Genomic DNA, 12585 nt, shown 5'->3' with positions numbered 1-12585 from the left:
CCGGGCGGGCTCGGCGGGCGGTGCTTACAGTGTGCCTCCGGCGGCGGGGCGCGCGGTCGGGTGCACCGGGGTCAGGGCGTATCACGCCCGCCGGCCGCGAGGTCACCCCAGAGGTACGCGCTGGTCTCGACGCCCTTGAGGAGCAGATCGAGCTCGACCTTCTCGTTCGGGGCGTGCCAGCCGTCGGAGGGGACGGAGATGCCGAGGAAGAGCACGGGGGCGCCCAGGACCTCCTGCAGGTCGGCGGCCGGTCCGGAGCCGCCCTCGCGGGTGAAGCGGACGGGCTGCTCGAAGGCGCGGCTCATGGCGCGCACGACGGACTGCAGCGCCGGGTGGTCCAGCGGGGTCAGGCAGGGGCGCGTGGCGGCGCCGAAGGTGATCTCGTGGCGGATCCCGGCGGGCACCTGGTCGGCGGCCCAGGCGCGGACCACCTTCTCGATGTGCGCCGGGTCCTGGCCCGCGACCATCCGGAAGGAGAGCTTCACCATCGCCGAGGACGGGATGATCGTCTTGCTGCCGGGGCCCTGGTAGCCGCCGCCGATGCCGTTGACCTCGGCGGTGGGACGGGCCCAGATGCGCTCCAGCGTGGAGTAGCCGGCCTCGCCGTGGGTGGCGGAGGACTTGGCGGTGGCGAGCCAGCGCTGCTCGTCGAAGGGCAGCTCGGCGAACAGCTCGCGCTCGCGGTCGGTCAGCTCGACGACACCGTCGTAGAAGCCGGGGATCGCCACGCGCGCGTGCTCGTCGTGCAGCGCCGCGACCAGGCGGGCCGCGGCGGTGGCCGGGTTGGGCACCGCGCCGCCGAAGGAGCCGGAGTGGATGTCCTGGCCGGGGCCGTACAGCCGGATCTCGCACTCGGCGAGGCCGCGCATGCCCGTGCACACGGTGGGGGTGTCCTCGGCCCACATGCCGGTGTCGGAGACGATCACGGCGTCGGCGGCGAGCCGGTCGGCCCGCTCCTCGACGAGCGCGCGGAAATGCGGGGAACCGGACTCCTCCTCGCCCTCGATCAGCATCTTGAGGTGGACGGCCGGGGCGGTGCGGCCGGTCGCGGCGAGGTGGGCGCGCACCCCGAGGGTGTGGAAGAAGACCTGGCCCTTGTCGTCGGCGGCCCCGCGCGCGTAGAGGCGGCCGTCGCGCACCACCGGCTCGAACGGCTCGCTGTCCCAGCCGTCCTCGCGGGCGGCGGGCTGCACGTCGTGGTGGCCGTAGACCAGGACGGTGGGGGCCTGCGGGTCGTCCGAGGGCCACTCGGCGAAGACGGCGGGCGCGCCCGCGGTCGGCCAGATCTCGGCGGTCGGGAAGCCGGTCTCGGTCAGCTTGGCGGCGAGCCAGTCGGCGCTGCGGCGTACATCGGGGGCGTGGTCGGGCTGGGCCGACACGGAGGGGATGCGCAGCCATGCGGCGAGGTCGTCGAGGAAGGCGGCGCGGTGCTGCTCGATGTACTGGCGGACGGCGCTGTCCGGGGTCTGGCTCATGGTGTCGAGCCTATCGGCACTCAGTGACATCCAGGCTGGGCGGTTCGTCACACACCGGGCTCGGCCTCCACGGCCCCTTCCGAGGTCAGCAGCCTCTCCAGGGCGGCCCGGTCCGGCAGGTCGCCGGGCCGGACGACCTGCCCGGTGCGCACATAGAGGAACGCCGCTGTGACGGATTCCACAGGGACGCCCTGCCGCTCGGCCCAGGCCAGCCGGTAGACGGCGAGCTGCAGCGGATCGGCGTCGCGGCGGCGGTTGGTCTTCCAGTCGACGATCTCGTACGTCGCGTCCTCCCCGTCGCCGTCCTTGTAGACGGCGTCGATCCGGCCGCGGATCACGCGCCCGGCGAGGGACAGCTGGAAGGGCTCCTCCACGCGGTAGGGCGTGCGGTGCGCGTACTCGGTGCGTTCGAAGGCCTCCTTGAGGGCTTCGAGGTCGTGTTCGTCGGCGATCTCGGCGTCGCTTCCGGGCAGCTCGTCCGGCTCCAGCAGGGGCAGCTTCAGCGCCTCGAAGCGGGTCTCCACCCACGCGTGGAAGCGCGTGCCCCGGCGGGCGGCCGGCTGCGGCGGACGCGGCATGGGGCGGGCGAGCTCCTGCGCGAAGCCGTCGGGGTCGGCGGCGAGGCGCAGCAGCTGCGAGGCGGTGAGCGACGCCGGCAGGGGTACGTCGGTGACGGCGTCGCGGGCGCGCAGCAGCTCGCCGGTGAGCGCGTCGAGGTCCCGGTCCCAGGAGGCGACGACGCGGGCCTCCTCGGGCGTGAGGGGCTCGGGCCGGTCCGCGCGGGGCGGGGAGGGCTGCGGCTGCGGGGCCGTGACCGGGGGCTCGGGGGCCGGGGGCTCGGGGGCCGGGGGCTCGGAAGCCGCGGCCTGGTGGGGCACCGTCGGCCGTTCGGCCGGCCACGTGTCGTCCCAGTCCGCGTCCTCCGCGAAGGGGTCGGGCTCGTCCAGGGGCGGCTCGTCGAACGGCGGCTCGTCGATGGGAGCCTGGTCGAAGGGCGGCTCGTCGTCCTCGGGGGGCGGTGGCCAGTCCGGGTCGTCGTACGTGTCCGGGTCGTGCGTCGCCGTCGCGTCGCCGGCGGCGAGGGCGTCGAGGTGGGCGAGGACCGTCTCGGCGGCGGCCCGGCGGCGGGCCAGGGCGGCCTCGTCCAACGGCAGCGGCCATGCCTGCTCGGCCCCGGCCTGCTGGAGCGCCGGGTTCTCCTCGCCCTCCTCCGGCTCGTCGGCCCACGCCTCGATCTCGCCGTACCCGGCGGCGCAGTGCTCGTACAGCGCGAGGAGGAAGTCGGACGGGCCGCGCGGTTTCTTCTGGCTGGGGCCCCACCAGTGGCCGGAACCGAGCAGCAGGGAGCGGGGGCGGGTGAAGGTGACGTAGCCGAGGCGGAGTTCCTCGGTGTGCTGGTGGTCCTTCATGGCCTCGTGGAAGGCCTTCATGCCGCGCGGGTCCCACGCCTCGACGTCGGGCAGGGTGTCGGCGTCGCCGCGCAGGGCGTGCGGCAGCACCTTGGCCTGCGCGGTCCACTTCTCGCGGCCCTGGCCGCTGGGGAAGGTACCGGTGACCAGGCCGGGGACGGCGACGACGTCCCACTCCAGGCCCTTGGACTTGTGCGCGGTCAGCACCTTGACGGTGTTCTCGCCGCCGGGCAGGGCGTTGTCGAGGCCCTTCTCGTACTGGGCGGCGGTGCGCAGGAAGGCGAGGAAGGCCAGCAGGGTGGCCTCGCCGTCGTTCGCGGCGAAGGACGCGGCGACGTCGAGGAAGTTGGACAGCGTCTCGCGGCGGCGGGCGGCCAGCGCGTGCGGGGACGCCGACAGTTCCACCTCCAGGCCGGTGACGGCGAGGACCCGGTGCAGGACGTCCATGAGCGGGTCGGCCAGGGAGCGGCGCAGGTCGCGCAGTTCGGCGGCGAGGCGGGCGAAGCGCACGCGCGCGTCCGGCGAGAACGGCAGCCCGTCGTCCTGACCGTCCAGGGGCGTCTCGAGGAAGGTGTCCAGGGCGTCCGCGAGCGATATCACCTCCGACGGGTCCACCCCCTCGACGGCCTCGGCGAGACGGCGGTCCGGGTCGTCGCCGTCGTCCACTCGCGTGTGCGCCACCAGCAGCCGGGCGCGACGGCCCAGCAGGGCGAGGTCGCGGGGGCCGATGCGCCAGCGCGGGCCGGTGAGCAGCCGTACCAGCGCGGCGTTGGCGCCGGGATCCTGGAGCACCTCGCAGACGGCGACCAGGTCGGCGACCTCGGGCAGGTGCAGCAGCCCGGACAGGCCGACGACCTCGACGGGGACGTCACGGGCGACGAGGGCGCCCTGGATCTCGGCGAAGTCGTTGGCCGTGCGGCACAGGACGGCGATCTCCCCGGGCGGGGTGCCGGTGTGCACGAGGTGGGCGATCGAGCCGGCGATCCAGTCGATCTCCTCGGCGTGGGTGCGCAGCAGGGCGCAGCGGACCATGCCGTCGCGTTCCGCGCCCGGGGCGGGGCGCAGCGCCTCCACGCCCGCGTGCATCGCGCGCAGGGGCTCCGCTAGGCCGTTGGCTAGGTCCAGGAGGCGGCCGCCGCTGCGGCGGTTCTCGCTGAGGGCCTGCCGCGTGGCGGGGCGGCCGTCGGCGCGGGCGAAGTGCTCGGGGAAGTCGTCGAGGTTGGCGACGGAGGCACCGCGCCAGCCGTAGATGGCCTGGCAGGGGTCGCCGACGGCGGTGACCGGGTGGCCGGTACCGCCGCCGAAGAGGCCGGCCAGCAGCACGCGCTGGGCGACGGAGGTGTCCTGATATTCGTCGAGGAGCACCACGCGGAACTCCTCGCGCAGCAGACGGCCCACCTCGGGCAGTTGCGCGAGTTGCGCGGCGAGGGCGATCTGGTCGCCGAAGTCGAGCAGGTCGCGGTCGCGCTTGGCGGTGCGGTAGCGCAGGACCAGCTCGGTCAGCGCCCGCCGGGCGGCGGCGGTCTCGGGGACCTTGCGCAGGTCGGCGTTGGACAGCTTGGCGCCCTGCAGGGTGAGCAGCAGTTCGGCGTCGTGGGCGCGCAGCGCCTCGGGGCGTACGAGGTGTTCGGCGAGCTCGGCGTCGAGCGCGAGCAGGTCGCTGACCAGGTCGGGGAAGGAGCGGGTGAGCGCCGGGTAGGGGCCGGGCGCCTCGCGCAGCACACGCGCGGCGAGCTGGTAGCGGCTGGCGTCGGCGAGCAGCCGGGAGGAGGGCTCCAGGCCGATGCGCAGGCCGTGGTCGGTCAGCAGGCGGCCGGCGAAGGCGTGGTAGGTGGAGATCACCGGCTCGCCGGGCGGGTTGTCCGGGTCGATGACGTCGGGGTCGGTGACACCGGCCTTGATCAGGGCCTTGCGGACGCGTTCGGCGAGTTCGCCGGCGGCCTTGTTGGTGAAGGTCAGGCCGAGGACCTGCTCGGGTGCGACCTGGCCGGTGCCGACCAGCCAGACCACGCGCGCCGCCATCACCGTGGTCTTGCCGGACCCGGCGCCGGCCACGATCACCTGCGGGGCGGGCGGCGCGATGATGCAGGCCGTCTGCTCCGGGGTGAACGGGATGCCGAGGAGCTCCTTGAGCTGCTCGGGGTCGGTGATACGTGCGGACACATCGCAAGAGGCTAGCCGCGGGCACTGACAGCGGAGGCCCGCGTCACCCTCCGGGACGGAAGAAGCGCAGGTCAACCCGTGAGGTGGAGTCGGTCACGCCGGCCCCTGGCGATTCCCGCCGCCGGGTCACTCCACGACGTGGCGCCCCTCCGGCCGTGCGCTGCAGGACGCGCGGAAGGCGCAGTGCGTGCAGTGCTGGCCGGCGGTCGGCGTGAACCGTTCGTCGAGCACCTTGCCGGCCGCCGTGGCCAGCAGCTCGCCCACCCACTCCCCCTCCAGGGGCTCCTGCGCCTGCACCTTGGGCAGCGTCTCGCCGCCGTCGCGCTTCGCGGCGCCCTGCCGCAGCTGGACCAGCTCCGCGCCGCCCGGCTCGGGCCGCACCCCGTCGAAGACGTCGTCGACGGCGCCCTCGCGGACGGCGAGCTGGTAGACGGCGAGCTGCGGATGCCGGGCCACCTCGGCGGAGCTGGGCGCCTGCTTGCCGGTCTTGAAGTCGACGACGTAGGCCCGGCCGTCCCCGTCGGCCTCGACGCGGTCCATCTGGCCGCGGACGCGCACCTCGTACTCGCCCGCCCGCAGGGTGACGTCGAAGTCGTGCTCACTGGCCACCGGGGTGCGGCCGCCGCGGTCCATGACGTGCCACTTCAGGAAGCGTTCGAGCGCCACGCGCGCGTTGTCCTTCTCCTGCTGCGACTTCCACGGCGCGTCGAAGGCGAGCGCGTTCCACACCGTCTCCAGCCGCTCCATCAGCACGGCGAGGTCGGCGGGAGTGTGGCCGGAGGCGACCTCGTCGGCGAGGACGTGGACGACGTTACCGAAGCCCTGGGCGGCGGTCGCGGGGGCGTCGGCCTTGACCTCGCGGCCCAGGAACCACTGCAGGGCGCACGTGTTGGCGAGCTGGTCCAGGGCGCTGCCGGACAGCACGACGGGCTGGTCACGGTCGCGCAGCGGCACCTTGGACTCGGTGGGGTCCCACATGCCCCACCAGCGGTAGGGGTGCGCGGACGGCACCAAGGGGCGGCCGTCCTCGTCGGCGAGCGCGGCGAGGCGCGCGAGACGCTGCGCGGCCGCCTTCCGCAGGGCGTCGGAGGCACGCGGGTCGACGGTGGTGGCGCGCAACTCGGCCACCAGGGCGGCGACCGACAGGGGGCGGCGCGGACGGCCCGTGACGTCCCTGGGCTCGACGCCGAGTTCGGTGAGGAAGCGGGAGGGCTGGTCGCCGTCGTCCGCGGGGGCCTTCACGGCGGTGACGACGAGCCGTTCCCTCGCGCGCGTGGCGGCGACGTAGAACAGGCGGCGCTCCTCCGCGAGCAGCGCGCCCGGGGTGAGCGGCTGGGCCAGCCCGTCACGGCCGATGCGGTCGGCCTCCAGCAGGGAGCCACGCCGGCGCAGGTCGGGCCACAGCCCCTCCTGGACCCCCGCGACGACGACCAGGCGCCACTCCAGGCCCTTGGAGCGGTGCGCGGTCATCAGCCGTACGGCGTCCGTGCGCACGGCCCGCCGGGTGAGCGTGTCGGCGGCGATGTCCTCGGCCTCGATCTGCTCCAGGAAGTTCAGCGCGCCGCGCCCGCCGGTGCGCTCCTCCGCGCGGGCCGCGGTCGCGAACAGCGCGCACACCGCGTCCAGGTCACGGTCGGCGTTGCGTCCGGCCGCGCCGCCACGCCGGGCGGCCCGCTCCAGGCGCCCGGGCCACGGCGTGCCCTCCCACAGGTCCCACAGCGCCTCCTCGGCCGTTCCGCCGCCGGCCAGGCGCTCGCGTGCCGTGCGCAGCAGCGCGCCGAGGCGCTGGGCGCCACGCGCGTAGGTCGGGTCGTGCACGGCGAGGCGCTCCGGCTCGGCCAGGGCGCGCGCGAGCAGCTCGTCGGAGGGAGGCGGCAGCGGGTTGCCGGCGGCGCGCTCCTCCTCGCGCAGCGCGCGGCCCAGACGGCGCAGATCAGCGGCGTCCATCCCGGCGAGCGGGGAGGAGAGCAGGGTGAGGGCGGTCTCGGTGTCCAGCCAGCAGGGGGGTGGGGTGTCGGTTTCGGCCGGGGCGTCGGCCTCGGCATCGGCCGGAGCGTCGGCTTCGGCTTCGGCTTCGGCTTCGGCTTCGGCTGGAGCGTCGGCTTCGGCCGGGGCATCGGGCTCGGCCTGACCGGCCTTGGGCTGAGCCTCGGACTCCACCTGAGCCTCGGACCCGACCGGAGCGTCGGACTCCGCGCGCGGGCCGGACTCCGCGTGCGAGTCGGCCTCCCCGTGCCCGTCGCCGGGCGTCCCGCCCGCCTCCGCCGTGGCCACCGCGCGCAGTGCCGTCAGCAGCGGCGCGACCGCCGGTTCGTGGCGCAGCGGCAGGTCGTCGCCGTCGATGTCGAGCGGGACGCCGGCGGCGGTCAGGGCGCGGCGGACCGCCGGGATGGTGCGGGCGCCCGCACGCACGAGGACGGCCATGTCGCGCCAGGGCACGCCGTCCTCCAGATGGGCGCGGCGCAGGATGTCGGCGATGTTGTCCAGTTCCGTGCCGGGCGTCGGGTACGTGTACACCTCGACGCGGCCCCCGTCGCGCACCGGGGTCAGCTCGCGGTGGGCGCGCACCTTCTCGGCGGGCAGCCGGGTCAGCGGCATGCGCTGGGTGATCAGGCGGGTCGCGGCGAGCAGGGCGGCGCCGGAGCGGCGTGAGGTGCGCAGTACGGCGACGGGGGCGGGGCGCCCGTCCGCGCGCGGGAAGTCGTGGGGGAAGTCGAGGATGCCGTTCAGGTCGGCGCCGCGGAAGGCGTAGATCGACTGGTCGGGGTCGCCGAAGGCCACGAGGGTCCGGCCGCCGCCGGCGAGCGCGTGCAGCAGCCGTACCTGGGCCGGGTCGGTGTCCTGGTACTCGTCGACGTACACGGCGTCGTACTGGGCGGCCAGCCGCTCGGCGACCTCGGGGCGGCGCGCGAGGAGCACCGCGCGGTGGACCAGTTCGGCGTAGTCGAGGACGCCCTGCAGGTCGAGGACGTCGAGGTACTCGGCGAGGAACGCGGCGGCGGCCCGCCAGTCGGGGCGGCCGATGCGGCGGGCGAAGGCGTCCAGGGCGTCGGGGCCGAGCCCGAGTTCGCGGCTGCGGGCGAGGACGGCGCGCACCTCGTCGGCGAAGCCGCGCGTGGTCAGGCAGGCACGCAGTTCGTCGGGCCAGCGCACGTGCGCGAGGCCGAGCCGCTCCAGGTCGACCTGCCCGGCCAGCAGCTCGCGGACGGTGACGTCCTGCTCGGGGCCGGACAGCAGCCGCAGCGGTTCCACGAACAGGTCGGTGTCCTGGTGGGCGCGGACGAGGGCGTAACAGAAGGAGTGGAAGGTGGTCGCCTGGGGCGCGCGGCCGGCGCCCATGCGCAGCGCCATGCGGTCGCGCAGTTCGACGGCCGCCTTGCGGCTGAACGTCAGCACGAGCACGCGCGCGGGGTCACCTCCGCGGGCGATGCGGGCGGCCACGGACTCCACGAGGGTGGTGGTCTTGCCGGTGCCGGGGCCCGCCAGGACGAGAAGCGGGCCGCGGTCGTGGTCAACCACGGCACGCTGGGCGGCGTCCAGACGAGGGGGGTCCGGACGGTGCGGCGGGGTACGCAGCAGTCGGTAGGCGCCACGGCTCCCCTGCCGTACCCGGGGGTGCGGCAGGCGCTTGGTGGAGGAAGAGGAGCTCACGTGGTTCGCCGGTCCTGGTGGGAGTGCTGGGTGCGCGGCCCCGCGCGCGTGGGCGGCGGTGGCCGGGGGGTACGGGAGACGGGTGCGGCCGACGCTACGCCGGGCAACAGGGCGGAAGGAGGACTTCCGGTCCTTCCCGCCGGGCGCTCGGGCCACGCCTGTCCCTCCACTCTCGAACGTACGTCATGCCACGGTGGTGCCCTCCTTCACCCTTACGGGTCACAGGTCACACGGCGGCGTGCCGCATGGCGGAAGCTGTCAGGTGTGAGCGTCAGCGCGTCCGCCGCCGTCCCACCGCGCGCGTTTCATGTCGAGGCGCGGCAGATGGCCGTGCGCGGCCCGGCTCGCCTGCTTCAGCGGGGTGCCCTCCGCCCGGTAGTGCGCGAGCGCGCGCTGCTCGTGCCCCGGCAGCAGCACGCCGTCGGCCCGTACGACCCGCCACCACGGGACGGCACCGCCGTACAGGGACATCACCCGGCCGACCTGGCGCGGGCCGCCCTCCTCCAGCCATTCGGCGACGTCCCCGTACGTCATGACGCGCCCCGGCGGGATCAGCTCGGCGACCTCGAGGACGCGCTCGGCGTACTCGGGGAGCGCGTCGTCGTCCTCCGGGAACGCGCCGGCGTCGGCCGGGCGGCTCTGCTCGCTCATTCGCCCCATCCTGCACCACACCACCGACACAGTGACCGGTTCCCGACGGTGCGTGAGCCTCGCCCCGGGACGGCGCTTCGGGCAGACTGTGCGCCCCCGCAGGTGACCCTGATGCCCCCGGGTGTCGGTGGGGCATGCCACCATCGTGCGGGCGGTGACCGGTGATACGAGATCAAGAAGAGACGATGAAGCAGCAGGGTGTGCACCCCGGAGACGCGGAGGGCACCTCTGACGCTGCGTCGCGCCCGGGCACCGACGGCACGAGCGACCAGTCCGGCCAAACGGCGGAGGACCAGCCCAGCCAGGCCGCGAGCGACCAAGGCGGCCGGCCCGACCGCGACAAGCCGCCCCAGCCGCCCCAGGGCGACGGGTCCGACGGCGACCGGCCGTCCTCTAGCGGCCGGTCCGGCGGCGACGGGCCTCCCGAGAGCGACCTGCCGGACGGCGACCGGCCTTCCCCGGGCGATCTGCCCGCCGGCGACCGGCCTTCCCGGGACGACCGTCCTGGCGGCGACCGGCCTCGGCAGGGCGGCGCGTCCGAGCAGCGCTCGAAGGACACGAACGCCTCACGCGGCTTCGACGAGGAGCGTGAGGTGACCCACATCGACGAGGTGGAGGGCGACGAGCCGCTGCTCCCCGCGCGCGTGCACCGCCCTTCCGACCTGATGCGGCTGCTGGTGGGTGTGCTGGCGATCATCGTCCTGCTGGCGATCGCCGCCTTCGCGCACGGCACCACCTCCGGTCTCGAACAGGACATCAACAAGGGCACCGGGCAGGCGCCCGACCTGCTCATCAAGATCGCCGGCCTGGCGTCCAGCATCGCGATCCTGCTGGTCCCCGTCGCCTTCGCGATCGAGCGGCTGATCAAACGCGACGGGCTGCGCATCGCCGACGGCGTCCTCGCGGCCGTCCTCGCGCACGGCGTGACGCTCGCCACCGATCTGTGGGTCGCCAAGGCCGCCCCCCACTCCATCCAGGAGGCGCTCACCCAGCCCTCCCCCGGCGACATCCACGCGCTGACCGACCCGGTGCACGGCTACCTCGCCCCGGTCATCGCGTACATGACCGCCGTCGGCATGTCCCGCAGGCCGCGCTGGCGGGCCGTGCTGTGGATCGTGCTGCTCCTCGACGCCTTCTCGATGCTGGTCACCGGCTACACCACGCCGTTCTCGATCATCCTGACCGTGCTCATCGGCTGGACCGTGGCCTACGGCACGCTGTACGCGGTGGGCTCGCCCAATGTGCGCCCCACCGGACGCACCCTCATGGCCGGTCTGCGGACCGTCGGCTTCCGCCCGGTCAGCGCCGCCCGCGAGGAGATCCCGGAGACCGCCGAGATGGGCGACCGGGGCAGGCGCTACTTCGTCACCCTGGAGGACGGCCCGCCGCTGGACGTCACGGTCGTCGACCGCGAGCAGCAGGCCCAGGGCTTCTTCTACCGCGCCTGGCGCAACCTGACGCTGCGCGGCTTCGCCACCCGCAGCAGCCTGCAGTCGCTGCGCCAGGCCCTGGAGCAGGAGGCGCTGCTCGCCTACGCGGCGATCGCCGCCGGCGCCAACGCGCCCAAGCTGATCGCCACCTCCGAGCTCGGACCCGACGCCGTCATGCTCGTCTACGAGCACACCGGCGGACGCAGCCTGGACTCGCTGGCGGACGAGGAGATCACCGACGAGCTGCTGCGCAACGCCTGGCACCAGGTGCGCGCCCTGCAGTCGCGGCGCATCGCGCACCGCAGGCTGGCCGGTGACGCGATTCTGGTGGATCGTTCCGGCAGGGTGATCCTCACCGACCTGCGCGGCGGCGAGATCGCGGCCGGTGATCTGCTGCTGCGCATGGACATCGCCCAGCTGGTCACCACGCTCGGCCTGCGGGTGGGCGCCGAGCGTGCGGTGGCCTCCGCGGTGAGCGTCCTCGGCCCCGACGCCGTGGCCGACTGCCTTCCGATGCTCCAGCCCATCGCGCTGACGCGCTCCACGCGCGCGACGCTGCGCAAGCTGGCACGCGAGCGTGCCCAGCGCGAGCGCGAGGCGGTCCTGGAGGCCGCCCGGCACGCCAAGGAGATCCGCGCGGAGGCCCACGAAGAGGGCGCCGCGGAGCCGGACAAGGCCGACAAGAAGGCCGTACGGGCGCAGGCGCGGGCCGAGAAGCGGGCCGTCGACGAGGCGCTGGAGGAAGCCCGCGAGGAGGCGCGCGAAGAGGACCTGCTCAGCCAGATCCGGCACCAGGTGCTGCTGATCAGGCCGCAGGCACCGGTCGAGCCGGCCCGCCTGGAGCGGGTGCGGCCGCGCACGCTGATCAGCTTCATCGCCGGCGCCATCGGCGCGTACTTCCTGCTCACCCAGCTCACCCACATCGAGTTCGGGCCGCTGGTGGCGAACGCGCAGTGGGGCTGGGTGGCCGCCGCGGTGCTCTTCTCGGCGCTGAGCTATGTCGCCGCCGCGATGAGCCTGCTGGGCTTCGTGCCCGAGCGGGTGCCCTTCCCGCGGACGGTGGCGGCGCAGGTCGCCGGGTCCTTCGTGAAGATCGTGGCGCCCGCGGCGGTGGGTGGGGTCGCGCTGAACACCCGCTTCCTGCAGCGCGCGGGGGTGCGACCCGGCCTCGCGGTGGCCAGCGTGGGCGCCTCGCAGCTGTTCGGGCTCGGCGCGCACATCCTGATGCTGCTGTCGTTCGGCTATTTGACGGGCACCGAGAAGACCCCGTCGCTGTCGCCGTCCCGCACGGTCATCGCCGGCCTGCTGACCGTCGCGGTGCTCGTCCTCGTGGTGACGTCGGTACCGTTCCTGCGGAAGTTCATCGTCACGCGCGTGCGGTCGCTGTTCGCGGGCGTCATCCCGCGCATGCTGGACGTGCTGCAGCGGCCGCAGAAGCTGGTCACCGGCATCGGCGGCATGCTGCTGCTCACCGCCTGCTTCGTGATGTGCCTGGACGCCTCCATCCGCGCCTTCGGCGACGGCTCGGTCTCGCTGAGCCTCGCCAGCGTCGCCGTCGTCTTCCTCGCCGGCAACGCGCTCGGCTCGGCCGCCCCCACCCCGGGCGGCGTCGGTGCCGTCGAGGCGTCGCTGACGCTCGGTCTGATCGCCGTCGGACTGCCCAAGGAGGTCGCCGCGCCCGCGGTGCTGCTGTACCGGCTGCTCACGCTGTGGCTTCCGGTACTGCCGGGCTGGCTGGCGTTCAACCACCTCACCCGCAAGGGAGCGCTGTAGGACGGCCGCGATCGCTCGGACGGCCGCGATCGC

Annotated in this window: 5 protein-coding genes; 1 reads left to right on the top strand and 4 read right to left on the bottom strand. The window is 74.6% G+C overall.

Translation table 11 applies throughout. From position 1 onward, the window contains the following. Nucleotides 1-71: 71 nt before the first annotated feature. The 4 genes from ACF1AL_RS24935 to ACF1AL_RS24920 all read right to left on the bottom strand — a co-directional run bounded on the left by ACF1AL_RS24935 (nt 72) and on the right by ACF1AL_RS24920 (nt 9349). Nucleotides 72-1475: a dipeptidase gene (locus tag ACF1AL_RS24935; RefSeq protein WP_391827439.1), complete on the bottom strand. Its 1404-nt coding sequence runs from the start codon at nt 1473-1475 to the stop codon at nt 72-74. Nucleotides 1476-1522: 47 nt separating this feature from the next. Beyond that, the gene (locus ACF1AL_RS24930; protein WP_391827437.1) at nt 1523-5047 is read right to left on the bottom strand and encodes a UvrD-helicase domain-containing protein; all 3525 of its coding nucleotides are present in this window, start codon (nt 5045-5047) and stop codon (nt 1523-1525) included. Nucleotides 5048-5173: 126 nt separating this feature from the next. Continuing rightward, entirely contained in the window at nt 5174-8698 is a 3525-nt protein-coding gene (locus tag ACF1AL_RS24925) for an ATP-dependent helicase (protein ID WP_391827435.1), read from the bottom strand. A 258-nt stretch (nt 8699-8956) separates the two neighbouring features. Next, nucleotides 8957-9349 carry an MGMT family protein gene (locus ACF1AL_RS24920; protein ID WP_366838375.1) on the bottom strand — a complete coding sequence of 131 codons (393 nt, stop codon included), beginning with the start codon at nt 9347-9349 and terminating at the stop codon, nt 8957-8959. 185 nt (nt 9350-9534) lie between these two features. On the opposite strand from ACF1AL_RS24920, the gene ACF1AL_RS24915 reads away from it, so the two are divergent. Beyond that, nucleotides 9535-12552, top strand: coding sequence for a lysylphosphatidylglycerol synthase domain-containing protein (locus ACF1AL_RS24915; protein ID WP_391827433.1), 3018 nt, complete (start codon nt 9535-9537; stop codon nt 12550-12552). The last annotated feature ends 33 nt before the right edge of the window (nt 12553-12585 follow it).

It is taken from the genome of Streptomyces sp. NPDC014801 (assembly GCF_043082085.1).
Lineage (GTDB): Bacteria > Actinomycetota > Actinomycetes > Streptomycetales > Streptomycetaceae > Streptomyces.
This window is presented reverse-complemented; position numbering and strand designations above follow the sequence as displayed.

Coding starts and splice junctions, on each gene's coding strand:
- ACF1AL_RS24935 (WP_391827439.1), bottom strand. CDS start 1,475: ATGAGCCAGACCCCGGACAGCGCCGTCCGCCAGTACATCGAGCAGCAC.
- ACF1AL_RS24915 (WP_391827433.1), top strand. CDS start 9,535: ATGAAGCAGCAGGGTGTGCACCCCGGAGACGCGGAGGGCACCTCTGAC.
- ACF1AL_RS24920 (WP_366838375.1), bottom strand. CDS start 9,349: ATGAGCGAGCAGAGCCGCCCGGCCGACGCCGGCGCGTTCCCGGAGGAC.